Consider the following 19486-nt stretch of genomic DNA (forward strand, 5'->3'; position numbering starts at 1 on the left):
CGATGAGCAAGGCGTTTCCGAATGCACGCACGCTGCTGCTGCAGGTGTCCTGTGGCGTCGCTGCAGCCTATCTGCTGGCAGGCTGCGTCAACACCCGGAACGGCGTGGTGCAGACTTCCCCCGGCAGGGACGCGGCCATCGTGACGGACTCCGACGAAACCAATGGCCGCAAGCGCGCCAAGCTGCGGACCGAGCTCGCGGTCGGCTACTTCCAGGCCGGGCAGACCACGGTGGCGCTCGACGAGATCAAGCAGGCCCTGGCGGCGGACCCGAGCTTCCCGGACGCCTACAACCTGCGCGGCCTGGTCTACATGCGGCTCGACGACCCGGCCCAGGCCGAAGACAGCTTCCGCCGTGCCATCGCGCTCGACCCGCGCGAGCCCAACGTGCTGCACAACTACGGCTGGCTGCTGTGCCAGCAGAACCGCTTTGCCGATGCGCAGCAGCAGTTCTCGGCCGCGCTCGCCATCGCCACCTACACCGACCGGGCCAAGACGCTGATGACGCAGGGCGTCTGCCAGCTCAAGGCCGGTCTGAAGCCCGAAGCCGAACGCAGCCTGATGCAGGCCTACGAGATCGATGCCGGCAATCCGGTGATCGGCTACAACCTGGCCTCGATCCTGGCCCAGCGCAACGACTGGCAGCGGGCCCAGTTCTACATCCGCCGCGTCAACAACAGCCCGTCGGCCAGCGCCGAGTCGCTGTGGCTCGGCATCAAGATCGAACGTCAACTCGGCAACCGCGAAGCGGTCTCGCGGTTGGCGGACCAATTGCAACGGCGCTTCCCACAGTCGCGGGAGGCGATCGCGTACGAGCGCGGAAATTTCAATGATTGAGCGAGCGAGTGAATTCGGGGCTTCGGCCGCGGTGCCCCTGGTCGGTGGCGACAGCACGAACAAGTCGGCCGGCGACATGCTGCGCGAGGCGCGGGAGGCGCACGGCCTGCACATCGACATGGTCGCCGCGGCGCTCAAGGTGTCGCCGCAGAAGCTGGCCGCGCTCGAGGACGACAACATCGAGGCGCTGCCCGACGCCGTTTTCGCGCGCGCGCTCGCGGCCAGTGTCTGCCGGGCGCTGCGGATCGATCCGCAGCCGGTGCTGGCGAAGCTGCCCGGTGCGCAGCGGCCCGGATTGGCGGATGCCGACCGAACCATCAGCAAGAGCCTGAAATCGGCGGCGCCGCGCTCGGGTTCCGGCGCCAGCGGCCTGCCGTCGCGGGCGCTGCTGGTCGTGGTCGTGCTGCTGCTGCTCGGCGCCGCCGTGCTGTTCTGGCTGCCGCAGTCGGCCTTCGACCGGGTCGGCGCGGTGTTCGCGGGCCTGGGCTCGCACAGCGACACGACGACCGCCAGCGGCACGCCGGCAGCGGCGGCCGTGGAGCCGACGGCGCCGAGCGCACCTCCGGTGCTGCCGCCGCCGGCCGACACCGCGCCGGTCGAAGCGCAGGCGGTGGCCGAGCCGCCGGCCGCGGCCGTGAGCAACGACCTGATCGTCTTCGTCGCCCGCGACGAATCCTGGATCACCGTGACCGAGGCGGGCGGCAAGCAATTGATCCGCCGCACGGTCAAGGCCGGTGAAACCGTCGGGCTGACCGGCGCGCTGCCGCTGTCGGTCGTGATCGGCCGGGCGTCGGCGGTCGACGTGCGTGTGCGCGGCAAGCCCTTTGACCTTACGCCGCTCGCGCGTTCCGGCGGCGTGGCACGCTTCGAAGTCAAACCCTGATCGAGCCCGACATGACCGATGCCCAGAACCCCTTCGGCTGCCTGCCGATCGAACCCGCCGCGCCCCGGCCGCGCCGCTCGCGCCAGGCCAGCGTGGTCTGGGGGCCGCGCACCGTGACCGTCGGCGGCGATGCGCCGGTGCGCGTGCAGTCGATGACCAACACCGACACCGTCGACGCCATCGGCACCGCGATCCAGGTCAAGGAGCTGGCGATCGCCGGCTCCGAGATGGTCCGCATCACGGTCAACACGCCCGAGGCCGCCGCGCAGGTGCCCTACATCCGCGAGCAGCTCGACCGCATGGGCATCGACGTGCCGCTGATCGGCGATTTCCACTACAACGGCCACCGCCTGCTGACCGACTATCCGGCGTGTGCCGAGGCGCTCAGCAAGTACCGCATCAATCCGGGCAATGTGGGCAAGGGCGACAAGAAGGACCGCCAGTTCGGCCAGATGATCGACGCCGCGATGCGCTGGAACAAGCCGGTGCGCATCGGCGTCAACTGGGGCAGCCTCGACCAGGAACTGCTGGCCAGCCTGATGGACGTCAACAGCGCCCGGGCCGAACCCTGGGACGCCAAGTCGGTCATGTACGAGGCGCTGGTGACCTCGGCCATCGATTCCGCGAAGCTGGCCGAGTCGATGGGCATGGCCGGCAACCAGATCATCCTGAGCTGCAAGGTGAGCGGCGTGCAGGACCTGATCTCGGTCTACCGCGAACTGGCCCGGCGCTGCGACTACACGCTGCACCTGGGCCTCACCGAGGCCGGCATGGGCACCAAGGGCACGGTGGCTTCGGCCACCGCCCTCTCGATCCTGCTCCAGGAAGGCATCGGCGACACGATCCGCGTCTCGCTGACCCCCCAGCCCGGCGAATCGCGCACCCAGGAGGTGCTGATCGCCAATGAGATCCTGCAGGCGCTGGGCCTGCGCGTGTTTGTCCCCAGCGTCACGGCCTGCCCGGGATGCGGGCGCACGACCAGCACCACCTTCCAGGAACTGGCCAAGCAGATCGACGACTACCTGCGCATGCAGATGCCGGTCTGGCGCAACAAGTACCCGGGTGTCGAGACCATGAAGGTGGCCGTCATGGGCTGCATCGTCAACGGGCCGGGCGAAAGCAAGCACGCCGACATCGGCATCAGCCTGCCCGGCACCGGCGAGGCGCCGGCGGCGCCGGTCTTCATCGATGGCCAGAAGGCCCTCACGCTGCGCGGCGACAACATCGCCAACGAGTTCCACCAGCTGGTCGAAACCTACATCCAAAAACGCTTCGGCAGCGGCATCGCTTCCGAGGTCGCCTGAGCTCCATCCATGGCTGAAAAAATCAGTGCCGTCAAAGGCATGAACGACATATTGCCGCCCGATTCGGCGCGCTGGGAATGGCTCGAAGCCATCGTGCGCGATCTGATGGGCCGCTACGCGTACCGCAACATCCGCACGCCCATCCTCGAGCAGACGGCCTTGTTCGTGCGCGGCATCGGCGAGGTCACCGACATCGTCGAGAAGGAGATGTACTCCTTCGAAGACAAGCTCAACGGCGAAGCGCTCACCTTGCGTCCCGAGAACACCGCCAGCGTGGTGCGCGCAGTGACCGAGCATTCGCTGCTGTACGACGGTGGCAAGCGGCTCTGGTACATGGGCCCGATGTTCCGCCACGAGCGGCCGCAGCGCGGACGCTACCGGCAGTTCCACCAGATCGGTGCCGAGGCCCTGGGCTTCGCCGGTCCGGACGTCGATGCCGAGCTGATCCTGCTCGCCAGCGCGCTCTGGAAGGCCCTGGGCCTCACCGATGTTCGGCTCGAACTCAACAGCCTGGGCCAGCCGGCCGAGCGGGCGCTGCACCGCACGCAGCTGATCGCCCATTTCGAACAGCACGCCGACAAGCTCGACGAAGACGGCAAGCGCCGGCTGCACAGCAACCCGCTGCGCATCCTGGACACCAAGAACCCGGCCATGAAGGAGGTCGTCGAGTCGGCGCCCAGGCTCATGGACTTCCTGGGCGAGGCCTCGCTCGCGCACTTCAACGGCCTGCGCGCGATCCTCGACGCCAACGGCATCGGCTACACCATCAACCCGCGCCTGGTGCGCGGGCTGGACTACTACAACCTCAGCGTCTTCGAGTTCGTGACCGACCGCCTCGGCTCGCAGGGCACGGTCTGCGCCGGCGGCCGCTACGACGACCTGATCGTGCAGATCGGCGGCAAGCCCGCGCCGGCGGTCGGCTGGGCACTGGGCGTCGAACGGGTGCTCGAACTGGTGAAAGAGCAGGGCACGCCGATCCCGCTGCCGGTCCCCGACGTCTACGCGGTGGTGCCCGACGCCGCCGCCATGCCGGTGGCGCTGCGCACCCTGCAGCAGCTGCGCGATGCCGGCCTGCGGGCCCAGATGCACGCGGCCACGGCCGACGGCCTCGGCAGCTTCAAGTCGCAGTTCAAGAAGGCCGACGCCAGCGGAGCGGCGCATGCGCTGGTCTTCGGCGCCGACGAGCTCTCCCGCGGCGAGGTCACGGTCAAGTCGCTGCGCGACGGCAGCGGTGCCCAGACCACCCGGGCGCTGACCGACCTGGCCGCCTGGGCCGCCACCCTACAATCCTCGGCTCCCCAACATTCATAGCGCATGGCCACCCATCTCGATCTCGAAGAACAGGAACAGCTCGACCAGCTCAAGCATTTCTGGAACACCTACGGCACCCTGATCACCTGGGTCGTGCTGCTTGCCGCCGGCGCCTTCGTCGCCTGGAACGGCTGGCAGTACTTCCAGCGCAACAAGGCGGCGCAGGCTTCCGCCCTCTATGACGAGATCGAGCGCAGCGCGCAGGCCGGCGACACCGCCCGCATCGAGCGCGCGCTGTCCGACATGAAGGACAAGTTCGCGGGCACCGCCTACGCCCAGCAGGCCGGCCTGCTGGCGGCGCGGGCGCTCAACGACAAGGGCAACGCCGAAGCGTCGCGTGCGGCGCTGGCATGGGTCTCCGAGCATGCGGTCGACCCGGGCTACCAGGCGGTCGCAAAGCTGCGGCTGGCGGGCGAGCTGCTCGAGGCCAAGCAGTACGACGAGGCCCTGAAGGCGCTCGCCGGCGAGATGCCGAAGGAATTCGAGGCCCTGGCGGCCGATCGCAAGGGCGACATCTACCTCAGCCAGGGCAAGCGCGAGGAGGCCAAGGCCGAGTACCTCAAAGCCCTGGCCGCCTTCGAACCGGGCGCCGACTACCGCCGCCTGGTCGAGATCAAGCTCAATGCCGTCGGCGTGGACCCGAAGAGCCTGGCTCCGGCGGCCGGCAGCGCCGCATCCCCAGCCAAGACCACACCATGAATTTGAAGCGTTACCTGACTTGGGCGCCCGCCCTGCGCATCGGGGCGGCCGCCGCATTGATCGCAACGCTGGCGGCCTGTTCCGGCACGTCACGGCCGAAGCCCGTCGAACTGCCGCCCAGCGTGGCGCTGATGGGGATCAAGCAGGCCTGGACCATCAAGATCCCGAAGGTCGAGTTTCCGCTGGCGACGGTGGTCAACGGCGACCAGATCGCGGTCGCCGGCGCCGACGGCACCGTGGTGGTGATCGACGCCCGCGCCGGCACCGAAGCCTGGCGCGCGAACGTCGGCGCGCCGCTGGCGGCCGGGGTCGGCAGCGACGGCCGCCTGGTGGCGGTGGTCACGGCCAACAGCGAACTGGTGGCCCTGGAGGCCGGCAAGGTGCTCTGGAAGGAGCGGCTCACGGCCCAGGCCTACACGCCGCCGCTGGTGGCAGGCCGCCGCATCTTCGTCCAGGCCGCGGACCGCACCACCAGCGCGTGGGACGGCCAGAGCGGCCGCCGCCTCTGGTCGCAGCAGCGCACCGCCGAGAACCTGGTGCTGAAGAAGCCCGGCGTGCTGCTGGCGGTGGGCGACACCCTGGTCGCCGGCGTCGGCGGCCGGCTGGTGGGCATCAATCCGGCCAACGGCTCGTCGCGCTGGGAGTCGCCGATCGCCGCGCCGCGCGGCACCAACGACGTCGAGCGCCTGGTCGACCTGACCGGCACCGTGAGCCGGCAGGGCGACGTGGTGTGCGCGCGGGCCTATTTCGCCAGCGTCGGCTGCGTCGATACGGCGCGCGGCGCCTTGCTGTGGACCAAGCCGGCCGTCGGTGCCGACGGCATCGGCGGCGACGACCGCTACATCTTCGGTTCCGAGGACAGTGGCGCCGTGGTGGCCTGGCGCCGCAGCGACGGCGAACGGGCCTGGCAGCAGGCCGACCTGCTCAAGTACCGCCTCCTGACCGCGCCGCTCGCGGTCGGACGCTCGGTGATCGTCGGCGACACCACCGGTCTGGTGCATGTGCTGTCGCGCGACGACGGCAAGCCGCTGAACCGGCTCAATCCCGATGGCTCGGCCATCGCAGCGACACCGGTCCTGGCCGGCAACACGGTCGTGGTCGTCACCCGCAATGGCGGCGTGTTCGGCTATCGGCCCGAGTAATCAAGTGAAAGGACGCCTTCCATGAAGCCGGTCATCGCGCTGGTCGGGCGTCCCAACGTCGGGAAGTCGACCCTGTTCAACCGCCTGACGCAGACGCGTGACGCCATCGTCGCCGACTTCGCGGGCCTCACGCGCGACCGCCACTACGGCAACGGCCGCCTGGGCAAGCACGAATTCATCGTCATCGACACCGGTGGCTTCGAGCCCGATGCGGGCAGCGGCATCTTCAAGGAGATGGCCAAGCAGACCCGCCAGGCCGTGGCCGAGGCCGACGTCGTGATCTTCGTGGTCGACGCGCGGGAAGGGCTGTCGGCCCAGGACCACGACATCGCCAACGAACTGCGCCGGCTCGGCAAGCCCTGCGTGCTGGTGGCCAACAAGGCCGAGGGCATGCACGACGGCACCAAGCTGGTCGATTTCTACGAACTCGGCTTCGGCGAGGTGCATGGCATCTCGGCGGCCCATGGCCAGGGCATCCGCGACCTGGTCGAGCTCGCGCTCGAACCGCTGGCGCTGCCCGAGCCCGAGGAAGAGGGCGAGGAAGATCCCAACAAGCCGATCAAGCTGGCCGTCGCGGGCCGCCCGAATGTCGGCAAGTCGACCCTGATCAACACCTGGCTGGGCGAGGAGCGGCTGGTCGCCTTCGACCTCCCGGGGACGACGCGCGATGCGATCTCGGTGCCCTTCGAGCGCAATGGCCAGCGCTTCGAGCTGATCGACACCGCCGGCTTGCGCCGCAAGGGCAAGGTGTTCGAGGCGATCGAGAAATTCTCGGTGGTCAAGACGCTGCAGGCGATCGAATCGGCCAACGTGGTGCTGCTGCTGCTCGACGCCACCCAGGGCGTGACCGACCAGGACGCCCACATCGCCGGCTACATCCTCGAGAGCGGCCGGGCGGTGGTGATCGCGATCAACAAGTGGGACGCGGTCGACAGCTACCAGCGCGAGCAGATCCAGCGCCAGATCGAGACCCGGCTGCCGTTCCTCAAGTTCGCCTCGCTGCACTTCATCTCGGCCATCAAGCGCCAGGGCCTGGGGCCGGTGTGGCAGTCGATCGTGCAGGCCCACAAGTCGGCCACCCGCAAGATGTCGACGCCGGTGCTGACCCGTCTGCTGCTCGAAGCGGTGCAATTCCAGGCGCCGAAGCGCTCGGGCATGTTCCGCCCGAAGATGCGCTATGCGCACCAGGGTGGGATGAACCCGCCGATCATCATCATCCACGGCAATTCGCTGGAGCACGTCACAGAGGCTTACAAGCGCTTTCTCGAAGGGCGTTTCCGCAAGGAATTCGACCTGGTCGGGACGCCGCTGCGGATCCAGCTCAAGACCTCCAGCAATCCCTACGCCGACAAGGACGATTGAGCCCGGCGCCGGCCTCCGCCGGCGAGTGACTTGGCGGCCATTGAGCACCGATGAGGGGCGTCGAGCGCGGAAGTTCCAGCGTTCGGTGCCGTTATTTTTAGAAGGCCATTGGGGCTTATATGCTGCGGCGCGGAATCGCTGTGTTAAGGTGACCGGTCCAACAACAACTCTTGAACACGGAGAATATCGTGAGCAATAAAGGGCAGCTTCTTCAAGACCCCTTCCTGAACACCTTGCGTCGCGAGCACGTGCCGGTTTCGATCTATCTGGTCAACGGCATCAAGCTGCAAGGCCAGATCGAGTCCTTCGACCAGTACGTCGTGTTGCTTCGCAATACGGTGACCCAGATGGTCTACAAGCACGCCATCTCCACCATCGTGCCGGGTCGGGCCGTCAACTTCTCGGCTGCCGAGAACGACGACACCGCCGCCTGATCGGCGCGAGGCGCGGCGGTTCATCCGCCGCGCTTTTTTCATATCTGAATCCGCTTGTCTGAACTGATTCCCCGGATAGAAGGCGCCGTCGTTCTGGTCGGCGTGGATTTCGGGCTGCCCCATTTCGACGGCGAACTCGAGGAGCTCGGCCTGCTCGCGCAGACCGCAGGCCTGCAGCCGGTCGCCCGCCTCGTGTGCAAGCGCAAGGCCCCCGATGCCGCGCTGTTCGTCGGCAGCGGCAAGGCGGACGAAATCCGCGAACTGGCCGAACTGCATCGTGCCAGCGAAGTTGTCTTCGACCAGTCGCTGAGTCCAGCGCAGCAGCGCAACCTCGAACGCCAGCTCGGCATTGCCGTCTACGACCGCACCTTCCTGATCCTCGAGATCTTCGCCCAGCGCGCCCGTTCGCACGAAGGCAAGCTGCAGGTCGAGCTCGCGCGCCTGCAGTACCTCAGCACGCGGCTGGTGCGCCGCTGGTCCCACCTGGAGCGCCAGACCGGCGGTGCCGGCGTGCGCGGCGGCCCCGGCGAAAAGCAGATCGAACTCGACCGCCGGATGATCAACGAGTCGATCAAGCGCACCCGCGAGCGCCTGATCAAGGTGCAGCGCCAGCGCGGCACGCAGCGCCGTCAGCGCGAGCGGCGCGACACTTTCAACATCTCGCTGGTGGGCTATACCAACGCCGGCAAGTCCTCGCTGTTCAATGCGCTGGTCAAGGCCCGCGCCTATGCGGCCGACCAACTGTTCGCCACCCTGGACACCACCACCCGGCAGCTCTACCTCGGCGATGCTCGCCGCAAGGTCTCGATCTCCGACACCGTGGGCTTCATCCGCGACCTGCCGCACGGACTGATCGACGCCTTCAAGGCGACGCTGCAGGAGGCGGTCGATGCCGACCTGCTGCTGCACGTGGTGGATGCCTCGAATCCGCACCACCCCGAGCAGATGGCCGAGGTCCAGGCGGTGCTCAAGGAGATCGGTGCCGACGTCGTGCCGCAGTTGCTGGTGTTCAACAAGCTGGATGCCCTTGAAAGCGCGCAGCACCCCCTGCATCTCGAAGACGAGATCGAAGTCGACGGCCTGCTGGTGACCCGCATTTTCCTGAGCGCCCATACCGGGGAGGGGCTGCCGGCGCTGCGGGCCGAACTGGCGCAGCGATCGCACTCGGTGCCCGAAGATATGCCCTTGGAGGGCGGGGCCGAATTGCATGAGGCCACCGATTGAGATTGTGCACAATCCCACTTCACTGACCAAAGAACAGACTCGAATGAATTCAAAGCCAGTGTGGAGACGGTTTCCGGCGATGTTCAATCTGAACGACGGCCGCTGGGGCCGGGGTGACGACTCCTCGTCCAACGGCGACCGCCCGACTGCCAACCGGCCCGAAGGCGAGCCGCCGTCGCCGCCTCCCGGCAACAACAACAACCGTCCGCGGGGCCAGGGTCCGAACCAGGGACCGCCCGACCTCGACGAACTCTGGCGCGACTTCAACCGCAAGCTCGGCGGCCTGTTCGGCGGCGGGCGCGGCGGCGACCGGCCGCCGGGCGGCAACGGCAATGGCGGCGGCATGCGCCCCGACATGAAGAACGCGGGCTTCGGCCTCGGCCTGATCGCCGTGGTCGCGGTCCTGATCTGGCTCGGCACCGGCTTCTTCATCGTCAACGAAGGCCAGCAGGCCGTGATCACCCAGTTCGGCCGCTACAAGGCGACCGTGGGGGCGGGCTTCAACTGGCGCCTGCCGTACCCGATTCAGCGCCACGAGATCGTGGTCACTTCGCAGATCCGCTCGGTCGATGTCGGCCGCGACACCATCGTGCGCTCGACCGGCCTGCGCGAGTCGGCCATGCTGACCGAGGACGAGAACATCGTCGAGATCAAGTTCGCCGTGCAGTACCGCCTCAACGACGCCCGCGCCTTCCTGTTCGAGAGCAAGGCGCCTTCCGACACGGTGGTGCAGGTGGCCGAGACCGCGGTGCGCGAAGTGGTCGGCAAGATGCGCATGGACGCCGCGCTGGCCGACGAGCGCGACCAGATCGCACCGCGCGTGCGCAACCTGATGCAGACCATCCTCGACCGCTACAACCTCGGCGTCGAGATCGTGGCGATCAACCTGCAGCAGGGCGGCGTGCGGCCGCCCGAGCAGGTGCAGGCGGCCTTCGACGACGTGCTCAAGGCCGGCCAGGAGCGCGAGCGCGCCAAGAACGAGGCCCAGGCCTATGCCAACGACGTCGTGCCCCGCGCGACCGGTACCGGCTCGCGCTTGAAGGAAGAGTCCGAGGCCTACAAGGCGCGGATCGTGGCCCAGGCGCAGGGCGATGCCCAGCGCTTCAGCTCGGTGCTGTCCGAATACCAGAAGGCGCCGCAAGTGACGCGCGACCGCATGTACCTCGACGCCATGCAGCAGATCTACAGCAGCACCAGCAAGATCCTGATCGACTCCAAGCAGAACTCCAACCTGCTCTACCTGCCGCTCGACAAGCTGATGCAGCAGACCGGCGCCAATGCCGCCGCCGGCACGCCGTCGGATGCCGCGAGCCCCAACGTCGCCGGCACCGCCGCGCCGCAATCCTCGGTGATTCCGGTGGCTCCGTCCGCCGGCGATGCCCGGGCCCGCGATGGCCGTTCACGCGACCGCGACGTGCGCTGAGGACCAGAAAGCTATGAACAGAATCGGATTCATCGTCTCGTCGGTCCTGGTGGCGCTCGCGCTGCTGAGTTCCACGCTCTTCGTGGTCGACCAGCGCCAGTTCGGCGTGGTCTACGCGCTCGGCCAGATCAAGGAAGTGATCACCGAGCCCGGCCTCAACTTCAAGCTGCCGCCGCCGTTCCAGAACGTGTCCTATATCGACAAGCGGCTGCTGACCTTGTCCAGCCTCGACCCCGAGCCGATGCTCACGGCCGAGAAGCAGCGCGTGGTGATCGACTGGTACGTGCGCTGGCGCATCACCAACCCGTCGGAGTACATCCGCAATGTCGGCCTCGACGAGAACGCCGGCGCGGTGCAGCTCAACCGGGTGGTGCGCAACGCCTTCCAGGAAAACATCAACAAGCGCACCGTGCGTGACCTGATCTCGACCCGCCGCGATGCGCTGATGGCCGACGTCCAGCGCGAGGTGCTGGCGGTCGTGAAGGGCGCCAACAAGCCGTGGGGCGTGGACATCGTCGACGTCCGCATCACGAGGGTCGACTATGTCGAGGCGATTACCGAGTCGGTCTATCGCCGCATGGAGGCCGAGCGCAAGCGGGTCGCCAACGAACTGCGCTCCACCGGCTTCGCCGAGGGCGAGAAGATCCGCGCCGACGCCGACCGCCAGCGCGAGGTGATCGTGGCCAACGCCTACCGCGACGCCCAGAAGATCAAGGGCGAGGGCGACGGCCGCGCCGCGGGCATCTATGCCGAGGCCTTCGGCCGCGATCCGCAGTTCGCGCAGTTCTATCGCAGCCTGGACGCCTACAAGCAGAGCTTCAACAAGAAGAGCGACGTCCTGGTGCTCGACCCCTCGTCGGAGTTCTTCCGGGCCATGCAGGGCTCGGGCTCGACCGGCAACGCGCCGCGTCGCTGACGACCGGCTTCGCCGCGTGGACAGCGACACCTTCTGGAGCGCGATGGCCCTGGTCCTGGTGATCGAGGGCCTGCTGCCTTTCCTGTCGCCCGGCAGCTGGCGGCGCGGCTTCAACCAGCTCATGCAGCTGCGCGACGGCCAGCTGCGCTTCTTCGGCCTGTGCAGCATTGTTCTAGGACTGTTCCTGCTCTGGCTCCTGGGGTGATGTCGCCCCCACGCTTCCCCACTGCGTGTGGGGCGCTGCCCGCCGAGGGGGCCCAGGCCGCCTTGGGGCGGCCCGGCGGCGGCCTGCCACAGTCCCGGTAGAATCCCGGTTTAACCACGGCCCCCGATCTCCATGTCCGCCTGGGTCCTTCCGGATCACATTGCCGATGTGCTGCCTTCCGAGGCGCGCCACATCGAAGAACTTCGACGCCAGCTGCTCGACACCGCCCGTGGCTATGGCTACGAGCTGGTGATGCCGCCGCTGCTGGAGCATCTCGAATCCCTCCTGTCCGGTACCGGCGAGGCGCTCGATCTGCAGACCTTCAAGCTGGTCGACCAGCTGTCGGGCCGCAGCATGGGCCTGCGCGCCGACACCACGCCGCAGGTGGCCCGCATCGACGCCCACCTGCTGAACCGGGCCGGCGTGGCGCGGCTGTGCTACTGCGGCCCGGTGGTCCACACCCGGCCCGACCGCCCCCACGCCACCCGCGAGCCGCTGCAGTTCGGGGCCGAGATCTACGGCCACGCCGGGCTCGAGGCCGACACCGAGATCCTGCGACTGGCGCTCGACTGTCTGCGGGCGGCCGGCGTCACCGGGCGCGCCCAGGCGCCGGTGATCGTCGACCTGGCCGACGCCCGCATCGTGCGCGCCCTGTTCGCCGGCGTGCCGGTCGATGCCGCTGCGATCGCGCGTGTGCATGCGGCGCTGGCGGCCAAGGATGCGAGCACCCTGCGCGAACTCACGGCCGGCTTCCCGGCCTCGTCGCGCGACGGCCTGTTGGCCTTGGTCGAGCTCTACGGCGATGCCGCGGTGCTCGACGAAGCGGCCCGCGTGCTGCCCGACAACGCCGGGATCCGCGCCGCGCTCTCCGACCTGAATCAGCTCGCTGCCCGCCTCGAGGGTGCGCGCGTGAGCTTCGACCTGGCCGACCTGCGCGGCTATGCCTACTACAGCGGCATGCGCTTCGGCATCTACGCCGACGGCGCCAGCGACTCGCTGGTGCGCGGCGGCCGCTACGACGAGGTGGGCGCCGTGTTCGGGCGCAACCGTCCGGCGGTCGGCTTCAGCCTCGACCTGCGCGAACTGGTCGCCGTGCTGCCCGCGCGGCCGCTGCGGGCAGCGATCCGCGCCCCATGGAGCGACGCCGAGCCCCTCAACAAGGCCATCGCCGCACTGCGCGGCGAAGGCGAGACCGTGGTCTGCGTGCTGCCGGGCCACGGCAACGAAATCGACGAATTCCATTGCGACCGCGAGCTTGTCCAGCAGGACGGCCAATGGCGCGTGCAAGCCATCTGACATCTTGAGAAGCGAGACACCATGAGCGTTACCACCGGAAGAAACGTGGTCGTCGTCGGCACCCAATGGGGCGACGAGGGCAAGGGCAAACTGGTCGACTGGCTGACCGAAAGCGCGCAGGGCGTGGTGCGCTTCCAGGGCGGCCACAATGCCGGCCACACGCTGGTCATCAACGGCGTCAAGACGGCGCTGCACCTGATCCCCAGCGGCATCATGCGGCCCGGCGTCAAGTGCTACATCGGCAACGGCGTGGTCGTTTCGGCGGCCAAGCTGTTCGAGGAGATCGAAGGCCTTGAGAAGGCCGGCGTCGAAGTGCGTTCGCGACTGCGCGTCAGCGAGGCCTGCCCGCTGATCCTGCCTTTCCATGCGGCGCTCGACATCGCCCGCGAGGCCTATCGCGAGAAGGGCGGCATCGAGAAGATCGGCACCACCGGCCGCGGCATCGGCCCGGCCTACGAGGACAAGATCGCACGCCGCGCGCTGCGGGTGCAGGACCTGAAGCATCCTGAGCGATTCGCCACCAAGCTGCGCGTGCTGCTCGACCTGCACAATCATGTGCTGACCCAGGTGCTGAGCGCGCCGGCGATCGATTTCGACACCGTCTACGACGAGGCGATGCGCCACGCCGAGCTGCTCAAGCCGATGATGGCCGACGTCTCGCGCGAGCTCAACGACGCGAATCGGGCCGGCGCCAACCTGCTGTTCGAAGGCGCCCAGGGCACGCTGCTCGACGTCGACCACGGCACCTATCCCTACGTCACCTCGAGCAATTGCGTGGCCGGCAATGCGGCCGCGGGCTCGGGTGTCGGCCCCGGCATGCTGCACTACGTGCTCGGCATCACGAAGGCCTACTGCACCCGCGTCGGCGGCGGCCCGTTCCCGACCGAGCTCGACTGGGAGAAGCCCGGCACCGTCGGCTGGCACCTGAGCAACGTTGGCGCCGAGAAGGGCGTGACCACCGGGCGCAGCCGCCGCTGCGGCTGGTTCGATGCCGCGCTGCTGAAGCGCTCGGCCCAGGTCAACGGCCTTTCCGGCCTGTGCATCACCAAGCTCGACGTGCTCGACGGCCTCGAAGAACTCAAGCTGTGCACCGGCTACGAGCTCGATGGCGAGTACACCGACATCCTGCCGATGGGCGCCGACGAGATCGAGCGCTGCACGCCGGTCTACGAGACGCTCGAGGGCTGGAGCGACAGCACCGTGGGCGTGACCCAGTACGACAAGCTGCCGATCAATGCGCGGCTTTATCTGCAGCGCATCGAGCAGGTCACGGGCGTGCCGATCCACATGGTGTCGACCAGCCCCGACCGCGATCACACGATCATGATGCGCCATCCCTACCTGGCCGACTGAACGCAACCACCCGCAGGAACACCATGACCATGTTGACCGAAGACGGCAAGCACCTCTACGTGAGCTACGACGAGTACCACAACCTGATCGAGAAGCTCGCGATCAAGGTGCACCAGTCGGGCTGGCAGTTCGACACCATCCTGTGCCTGGCGCGCGGTGGCTTGCGGCCCGGCGACGTGCTGTCGCGGATCTTCGACAAGCCGCTGGCGATCATGTCGACCAGCTCGTACCGCGCCGATGCCGGCACGGTGCAGGGCCACCTGGACATCGCGCGCTTCATCACCACGCCCAAGGGCGAGATCGCCGGCAAGGTGCTGCTGGTCGACGACCTGGCGGATTCGGGCCACACGCTGCATGCCGTGGTGGAGCAGCTCAAGAGCAACTACAAGCCGATCACGGAGCTGCGCAGCGCGGTGCTCTGGACCAAGGCACTGTCGACTTTCACGCCCGACTACTCGGTCGAGTTCCTGCAGACCAACCCCTGGATCCACCAGCCTTTCGAGGGCTACGACTCGCTCGGCGTCGGGAAACTGCTGGAGAAGTGGTCGGTCTGACCCGGTGAGGCCCTCGCGGCCTCACTTGAGTTCTTCGGTGTAGCGCTTCTGCATTTCTTCGGGCGCCACGGCCTCGATGGCGTGCCCGACATTCCAGCGGTGTCCGAACGGGCAGCGGAAGGTGCCCGAGCGTTCGCCGTAGAAATGATCTTCCAGCGGCATTTCGAGCGTCGCGCCGGCCTTCAGGGCGCGCGCGACCAGCGCATCGGCGTCGTCGACATGCAGGTGCAGCGTGACGGGGGTGGCGCCCAGGGTGGTGGCGCTGCGGATGCCGTACTCCGGGAATTCGTCGCACAGCATCACGGTGGTGCCGCCGAAATCGAGTTCGGCGTGGCCGATGCGGCCGCCGGGCTCGGTCAGCCGGAACTTCTCGGTGGCGCCGAAGACCTCGCCGTAGAAAGCGATCGCGGCGGCCGTGTCCTTCACGCAGAGATAGGGGAACAGTTCATGGACGGTCATGCGGGGGTCCTCGATGAAGCGGTGTGGGCGCGATTCTGATCCCGCCCGGGCGGGACGTCTTGGACGAAGTTGACCTGTCGACGCAGACGTGGTTCGGTGCGCTCGGCGCCGCCCGGCGGTAGGCCTCGGGGCTCATGCCGGCGATGTCGCCGAACTCCCGGATGCAGTGGGACTGGTCGCTGTAGCCCAGCGCGAGCGCAAGCTCCGCCCAGGGCACGGTCCCCGGTGCCGTGGCCAGCAGCCGCTGGAAGCGCAGCACGCGCTGCAGGCGCTTGGGCGCCAGCCCCGTGGCCTCCTTGAAGAGGGCGGCGAAATGCCGGTGGCTGTAGCCGCTGGCGCGCACCAGCTCGCGAACCGGCGTGCCGTCGGCGATGCCGCGCAGGCCCCGCGCGACCGCCGGGTGCAGCGCAAGCGGGCGTGGCGCCAGTCGCCGGACGAGCAGGGCCTCGAGCGCGTCCAGCCGGGCCGAGGGCGTAGGCAGACCTTGCAGCAGCTCGAGCGCGTCGCCGGCGGCCGCACCCCAGAGCGCGTCGAGCGGCGTGTGCCGTTCGGCCAGGGCCGAGGCGGGCGTGCCGAACAGCGCCCAGGCAGCCCCGGGGCGCAGCTGCGCGCCCACCGACGCGGTGGGCGCCGCGACCTCCCGGGCATAGAAGGCCGAACGGGCGCCGCCGACGATGGCATGTCCCACAGTCCAGCCGGTGCTGTCGTCCGGGTCGGCGAAGAGCCGCAGCGGGGTGTCCGCCAACCTGAACACGAGGTGCATGTCGCCGGTCGGCAGCACGTGTTCGCGCCGAGGCACCGGGTGCGCGAGCGCGTCCGCAGGGCCGGGCTCGGCCGCCCACATCGAGCGGACGACGAACCGCAGCGAAGGCGGGGGAACGCGCGTGAGCAGCATGCCGGCCATTGTGCGCACTGGCGGCGATCTGGTCGACTAGCATGGAGGCATGCCCAAGCCCATCACCGACCTGATCCACCATCCCTACAGCCCGCCGGCCCATTTCGCGGCGCCCCAGCCGGGCGTCTACAAGGCTTCGACCGTGTTCTTCGCCGACGTCGCCGCGATGCGCGCGCGCGACTGGCGGACCAAGGTCGGCTACACCTACGGCCTGCACGGCACGCCGACCACCTTCACGCTCGAGGAGCGGCTCGCCACGCTGGAGGGCGGCTCAGAGTGCCTGCTGGTGCCCAGCGGGCTGGCGGCGATCTCGCTGGTCTCGTTTGCGCTCCTGAAGGCTGGCGACGAGGTGCTGATCCCGGACAACGCCTACGGTCCGAACAAGGCGCTGGCGAACGGCGAGCTGGCCAATTTCGGCATCAGCCACCGGCTCTACGACGCCATGAACCCCGCCGACCTCGCGGCCAAGCTGTCGGACCGCACCAAGCTGGTCTGGGTGGAGGCCGCCGGCTCCGTGACGATGGAGTTTCCAGACCTGCCGGCGCTGGTCGGTGCCTGCCGCGAGCGCGGCGTGATCACCGCGCTCGACAACACCTGGGGCGCCGGCCTGGCTTTCGCGCCCTTCGATTTCAACGGCACGGGGCAGGGGGTCGACATCTCGGTCCATGCGCTGACCAAGTACCCGAGCGGGGGCGGCGATGTGCTGATGGGCAGCGTGGTCACCCGCGACGAGCGGCTGCACCGCGCGCTCAAGCTGACCCACATGCGCATGGGCTTCGGCATCGGCGTGGGCGACGTCGAAACCGTGCTGCGCTCGCTGCCGAGCCTGGCGCTGCGCTACCAGGCGCATGACCGCAGCGCCCGCGAACTCGCCCGCTGGCTCGAAGGCCGGCCCGAGATCGCGCAGGTGCTGCATCCGGCGCTCGAGGGCTCGCCGGGCCACGCGCACTGGCTGCGGCTCTGCGGCGCCAGCGACCTGGCGGCGGGCCTGTTCTCGGTGGTCTTCGACGCCCGCTACGGCACCGAGCAGGTCGACCGCTTCTGCGACAGCCTGGCCTTGTTCCGGCTCGGCTATTCGTGGGGTGGGCCGATCAGCCTGGTGGTGCCCTACGACATCGGCCTGATGCGCGACGCCGCGGTGGCCCGCTGGCCGCACAAGGGCACGCTGGTGCGGTTCTCGATCGGCCTGGAAGACGTGGACGACCTGCGCGCGGACCTGGAACAGGCGCTGGCGGCACTCTGAGAGCGCCGCGATATCGCGTACAGTCAAGCCATGTGCAGTCACCGTGACTGTCTCGTGAAGGAGAAGCAGTGGCAACACCAAATTACGGCTATGAAAAGCGCCAGAAAGAACTGGCTAAGAAGAAAAAGAAGGAAGACAAGCTGAGGGAAAAGGCCAACCGCAAGCTCATGCCCAGCAGCGACGGCCTGGCACCCGGCGATCCGGAGACCGATGTCGCTTCGCTGGAACGCGATCCGCCGACGGTGCCCGAACTGCCGACCAAGAACGGCTGAGCCGTTCCGGACCTCCCCCCCGAAAGAATGAAGAAGCCGCCGCGGCTCAGCGCCGCGGCGGCTTTTTGCTTGCGTGAATCGAAGCCGGCCGGCGGCCGGCTATTTCGGAAGCATCTTGCGCAAGGCCGGCCAGACGTTGTCGAGCATGCGCGGCTGGGCGGCCGCGGTCGGGTGGATGCGGTCGGCCTGGAACAGCACCGCCGCATCGGGCCCGTCGGCGATGCCTTTCAGCAGGAAGGGAACCACCGGTGCCTTGGTCGCCGCCGCCACCTTCGAGAAGATGGCCTCGAAGCGGCGCGTGTAGTCGCTGCCGTAGTTCGGCGGCACCTGGATGCCGACCAGCAGCACCTGGGCGCCCGTGGCCTGTGCGGCCTTGGTCATTTGCAGCAGGTTGTCCTCGGTGCCGGCCAGCGGCAGGCCGCGCAGGGCGTCGTTGGCGCCGAGTTCGAGCACCACGTGCGTCGGCTGGTGCTGCGCCAGCAGGTTGGGCAGCCGGGCCCGGCCGCCCGCGCTGGTGTCGCCGCTGATGCTGGCGTTGACCACCGTGGCCGCGATCTTCTGTTCGGCCAGCCGCTTGTCGAGCAGCGGCACCCAGCCTTCGCCGCGCTTGAGGCCGTACTCGGCCGACAGCGAGTCGCCGACCACCAGGATCAGGGGCGCCTTGCCCGCTGCCGACTGCGCTCCGGCGGCCGGCCATGACCCCGCATTCGCGACCAGCGCGGCGCTCAAGATAAAGTGACGTCGATTCACCACGCGAAACCTTTCAATGTCCTCAATCCGATCCGATGGCCGAGCCGACGCCATCGTCGCCGTCCAGCATGTCTTCAAGTCCGTGACCGATTCCACCGGAACGCTGGATATTCTGCAGGACATCGACTTCACCCTGGGCGCCAGGGAGACCGCTGCGATCGTCGGCGCCTCGGGCTCGGGCAAGAGCACGCTGCTGTCGATCGTCGCCGGCCTCGACACGCCCACCCGCGGCACCGTGAAGCTCGGGGGCGAGGACCTGTTCGCGATCGACGAGGACGAACGTGCGGCCCTGCGGGCGCAGAAGGTCGGCTTCGTGTTCCAGAGTTTCCAGCTGCTCGGCAACCTGAGCGCGCTCGAGAACGTGATGTTGCCCCTTGAATTGGCCGATCGCAAGGATGCCCGCAAGGCGGCCACCGAGATGCTCGGCCGTGTCGGGCTCGGCCAGCGCCTGGGCCACTATCCCAAGGTGCTGTCGGGCGGCGAGCAGCAGCGGGTGGCGCTGGCGCGGGCCTTCGTGGTCCAGCCGGCGCTGCTGCTGGCCGACGAGCCCACCGGCAGCCTCGATTTCGCCACCGGCGAGCAGGTGATGCGCCTGATGTTCGACCTCAACCGCGAACTGGGCACCACCCTCGTGCTGGTCACGCACGACCGTGGCATCGCGGCCCAGTGCGAGCGCAAAATCACGATCGAGGCGGGGCGCGTGGCGCTCGACGAGGGGGGGAGCTGAACCGCGGGGGAACCCATGCCCAGACCTTCACCAGACAGCGACGAGGAAGACGACACCGCCTTCGGCGGGCTGGCGCCTCGCAGCGGGCCGCAGGCCGAGCCCAGGGAGCGCAAGCCGCCCCGATGGGGCCGCTGGGCGGGGGTCGCCGCCGGCCTGCTGCTGCTGTGCCTGCTGCTCTATCTCGCCGGGGCTCGATAA

Annotated in this window: 22 protein-coding genes; 19 read left to right on the plus strand and 3 right to left on the minus strand. The window is 68.5% G+C overall.

Translation table 11 applies throughout. The features are described from left to right. The first annotated feature begins 2 nt into the window (after positions 1-2). From pilW to QTI17_RS10760, 15 genes are all read left to right on the plus strand, one after another. Entirely contained in the window at positions 3-836 is an 834-nt protein-coding gene (pilW, locus tag QTI17_RS10690; RefSeq protein ID WP_286533011.1) for a type IV pilus biogenesis/stability protein PilW, read from the plus strand. After that, entirely contained in the window at positions 829-1719 is an 891-nt protein-coding gene (locus tag QTI17_RS10695) for a helix-turn-helix domain-containing protein (RefSeq protein WP_286533013.1), read from the plus strand. Before pilW ends, QTI17_RS10695 begins: the two co-directional genes overlap by 8 nt. A gap of 11 nt (positions 1720-1730) precedes the next feature. Further along, the gene (gene ispG, locus QTI17_RS10700) at positions 1731-3023 is read left to right on the plus strand and encodes a flavodoxin-dependent (E)-4-hydroxy-3-methylbut-2-enyl-diphosphate synthase (RefSeq protein ID WP_286533015.1); all 1293 of its coding nucleotides are present in this window, start codon (positions 1731-1733) and stop codon (positions 3021-3023) included. Between the two features lie 9 nt (positions 3024-3032). After that, the gene (gene hisS, locus QTI17_RS10705; protein WP_286533017.1) at positions 3033-4334 is read left to right on the plus strand and encodes a histidine--tRNA ligase; all 1302 of its coding nucleotides are present in this window, start codon (positions 3033-3035) and stop codon (positions 4332-4334) included. A 3-nt stretch (positions 4335-4337) separates the two neighbouring features. Then, a complete protein-coding gene (locus QTI17_RS10710; protein ID WP_286533018.1) occupies positions 4338-5033 on the plus strand; it encodes a YfgM family protein in 696 nt (231 codons plus the stop codon). Then, entirely contained in the window at positions 5030-6175 is a 1146-nt protein-coding gene (gene bamB / locus QTI17_RS10715; protein ID WP_286533019.1) for an outer membrane protein assembly factor BamB, read from the plus strand. Before QTI17_RS10710 ends, bamB begins: the two co-directional genes overlap by 4 nt. A gap of 21 nt (positions 6176-6196) precedes the next feature. Continuing rightward, entirely contained in the window at positions 6197-7537 is a 1341-nt protein-coding gene (gene der, locus QTI17_RS10720) for a ribosome biogenesis GTPase Der (RefSeq protein ID WP_286507662.1), read from the plus strand. A 188-nt stretch (positions 7538-7725) separates the two neighbouring features. Further along, positions 7726-7971 (plus strand): RNA chaperone Hfq, encoded by a 246-nt coding sequence (gene hfq / locus QTI17_RS10725; RefSeq protein ID WP_093123058.1) that lies wholly within the window; start codon positions 7726-7728, stop codon positions 7969-7971. A 54-nt stretch (positions 7972-8025) separates the two neighbouring features. Beyond that, positions 8026-9195 carry a GTPase HflX gene (gene hflX, locus QTI17_RS10730; RefSeq protein ID WP_286533020.1) on the plus strand — a complete coding sequence of 390 codons (1170 nt, stop codon included), beginning with the start codon at positions 8026-8028 and terminating at the stop codon, positions 9193-9195. A 79-nt stretch (positions 9196-9274) separates the two neighbouring features. Then, complete coding sequence (gene hflK, locus QTI17_RS10735) at positions 9275-10618, plus strand: FtsH protease activity modulator HflK (protein ID WP_286533118.1); 1344 nt, start codon at positions 9275-9277, stop codon at positions 10616-10618. 13 nt (positions 10619-10631) lie between these two features. Next, entirely contained in the window at positions 10632-11534 is a 903-nt protein-coding gene (gene hflC, locus QTI17_RS10740; protein WP_286524093.1) for a protease modulator HflC, read from the plus strand. A 16-nt stretch (positions 11535-11550) separates the two neighbouring features. Beyond that, the gene (locus tag QTI17_RS10745; RefSeq protein WP_286533021.1) at positions 11551-11739 is read left to right on the plus strand and encodes a DUF2065 domain-containing protein; all 189 of its coding nucleotides are present in this window, start codon (positions 11551-11553) and stop codon (positions 11737-11739) included. 132 nt (positions 11740-11871) lie between these two features. After that, the gene (locus QTI17_RS10750; RefSeq protein ID WP_286533023.1) at positions 11872-13035 is read left to right on the plus strand and encodes an ATP phosphoribosyltransferase regulatory subunit; all 1164 of its coding nucleotides are present in this window, start codon (positions 11872-11874) and stop codon (positions 13033-13035) included. A 21-nt stretch (positions 13036-13056) separates the two neighbouring features. After that, entirely contained in the window at positions 13057-14388 is a 1332-nt protein-coding gene (locus QTI17_RS10755; protein WP_286533024.1) for an adenylosuccinate synthase, read from the plus strand. 29 nt (positions 14389-14417) lie between these two features. Beyond that, a complete protein-coding gene (locus tag QTI17_RS10760; protein ID WP_286524856.1) occupies positions 14418-14942 on the plus strand; it encodes a phosphoribosyltransferase in 525 nt (174 codons plus the stop codon). Positions 14943-14963: 21 nt separating this feature from the next. Here QTI17_RS10760 and QTI17_RS10765 read toward each other — a convergent pair whose 3' ends face one another. Further along, entirely contained in the window at positions 14964-15401 is a 438-nt protein-coding gene (locus QTI17_RS10765) for a VOC family protein (RefSeq protein ID WP_286533025.1), read from the minus strand. Continuing rightward, the gene (locus QTI17_RS10770; RefSeq protein ID WP_286533027.1) at positions 15388-16296 is read right to left on the minus strand and encodes a helix-turn-helix domain-containing protein; all 909 of its coding nucleotides are present in this window, start codon (positions 16294-16296) and stop codon (positions 15388-15390) included. The genes QTI17_RS10765 and QTI17_RS10770 overlap by 14 nt, the downstream gene beginning before the upstream one ends. 49 nt (positions 16297-16345) lie before the next feature. On the opposite strand from QTI17_RS10770, the gene QTI17_RS10775 reads away from it, so the two are divergent. Together QTI17_RS10775 and QTI17_RS10780 are read left to right on the plus strand one after the other, a co-directional pair. Beyond that, the gene (locus QTI17_RS10775; RefSeq protein WP_286533028.1) at positions 16346-17539 is read left to right on the plus strand and encodes a cystathionine beta-lyase; all 1194 of its coding nucleotides are present in this window, start codon (positions 16346-16348) and stop codon (positions 17537-17539) included. A gap of 68 nt (positions 17540-17607) precedes the next feature. Further along, positions 17608-17811 carry a hypothetical protein gene (locus QTI17_RS10780; RefSeq protein ID WP_286507677.1) on the plus strand — a complete coding sequence of 68 codons (204 nt, stop codon included), beginning with the start codon at positions 17608-17610 and terminating at the stop codon, positions 17809-17811. A gap of 99 nt (positions 17812-17910) precedes the next feature. On the opposite strand, the gene QTI17_RS10785 is transcribed toward QTI17_RS10780, so the two are convergent. Further along, positions 17911-18615, minus strand: coding sequence for an arylesterase (locus QTI17_RS10785; RefSeq protein ID WP_286533030.1), 705 nt, complete (start codon positions 18613-18615; stop codon positions 17911-17913). Between QTI17_RS10785 and QTI17_RS10790 the strand changes: the two genes are divergently transcribed. After that, positions 18578-19288 carry an ABC transporter ATP-binding protein gene (locus QTI17_RS10790; RefSeq protein ID WP_286533031.1) on the plus strand — a complete coding sequence of 237 codons (711 nt, stop codon included), beginning with the start codon at positions 18578-18580 and terminating at the stop codon, positions 19286-19288. The two genes, QTI17_RS10785 and QTI17_RS10790, sit on opposite strands and share 38 nt — an antisense overlap. Before the next feature lie 15 nt (positions 19289-19303). Further along, positions 19304-19486 carry a hypothetical protein gene (locus tag QTI17_RS10795; protein WP_286533032.1) on the plus strand — a complete coding sequence of 61 codons (183 nt, stop codon included), beginning with the start codon at positions 19304-19306 and terminating at the stop codon, positions 19484-19486.

This window comes from Variovorax sp. J31P179 (genome assembly GCF_030316985.1).
Classification (GTDB): Bacteria; Pseudomonadota; Gammaproteobacteria; order Burkholderiales; family Burkholderiaceae_C; genus Variovorax; species Variovorax ginsengisoli_B.

Excerpts from the sequence above, each read along its gene's own strand:
- hflK (WP_286533118.1), top strand. The coding sequence starts at position 9,275 with ATGTTCAATCTGAACGACGGCCGCTGGGGCCGGGGTGACGACTCCTCG.
- QTI17_RS10750 (WP_286533023.1), top strand. The coding sequence starts at position 11,872 with ATGTCCGCCTGGGTCCTTCCGGATCACATTGCCGATGTGCTGCCTTCC.
- hflC (WP_286524093.1), top strand. The coding sequence starts at position 10,632 with ATGAACAGAATCGGATTCATCGTCTCGTCGGTCCTGGTGGCGCTCGCG.
- hisS (WP_286533017.1), top strand. The coding sequence starts at position 3,033 with ATGGCTGAAAAAATCAGTGCCGTCAAAGGCATGAACGACATATTGCCG.
- pilW (WP_286533011.1), top strand. The coding sequence starts at position 3 with ATGAGCAAGGCGTTTCCGAATGCACGCACGCTGCTGCTGCAGGTGTCC.
- ispG (WP_286533015.1), top strand. The coding sequence starts at position 1,731 with ATGACCGATGCCCAGAACCCCTTCGGCTGCCTGCCGATCGAACCCGCC.
- der (WP_286507662.1), top strand. The coding sequence starts at position 6,197 with ATGAAGCCGGTCATCGCGCTGGTCGGGCGTCCCAACGTCGGGAAGTCG.
- QTI17_RS10760 (WP_286524856.1), top strand. The coding sequence starts at position 14,418 with ATGTTGACCGAAGACGGCAAGCACCTCTACGTGAGCTACGACGAGTAC.
- QTI17_RS10765 (WP_286533025.1), bottom strand. The coding sequence starts at position 15,401 with ATGACCGTCCATGAACTGTTCCCCTATCTCTGCGTGAAGGACACGGCC.
- QTI17_RS10785 (WP_286533030.1), bottom strand. The coding sequence starts at position 18,615 with ATGGCGTCGGCTCGGCCATCGGATCGGATTGAGGACATTGAAAGGTTT.
- QTI17_RS10775 (WP_286533028.1), top strand. The coding sequence starts at position 16,346 with ATGCCCAAGCCCATCACCGACCTGATCCACCATCCCTACAGCCCGCCG.
- QTI17_RS10790 (WP_286533031.1), top strand. The coding sequence starts at position 18,578 with ATGTCCTCAATCCGATCCGATGGCCGAGCCGACGCCATCGTCGCCGTC.
- QTI17_RS10755 (WP_286533024.1), top strand. The coding sequence starts at position 13,057 with ATGAGCGTTACCACCGGAAGAAACGTGGTCGTCGTCGGCACCCAATGG.
- QTI17_RS10795 (WP_286533032.1), top strand. The coding sequence starts at position 19,304 with ATGCCCAGACCTTCACCAGACAGCGACGAGGAAGACGACACCGCCTTC.
- QTI17_RS10695 (WP_286533013.1), top strand. The coding sequence starts at position 829 with ATGATTGAGCGAGCGAGTGAATTCGGGGCTTCGGCCGCGGTGCCCCTG.
- QTI17_RS10770 (WP_286533027.1), bottom strand. The coding sequence starts at position 16,296 with ATGCTGCTCACGCGCGTTCCCCCGCCTTCGCTGCGGTTCGTCGTCCGC.
- QTI17_RS10710 (WP_286533018.1), top strand. The coding sequence starts at position 4,338 with ATGGCCACCCATCTCGATCTCGAAGAACAGGAACAGCTCGACCAGCTC.
- bamB (WP_286533019.1), top strand. The coding sequence starts at position 5,030 with ATGAATTTGAAGCGTTACCTGACTTGGGCGCCCGCCCTGCGCATCGGG.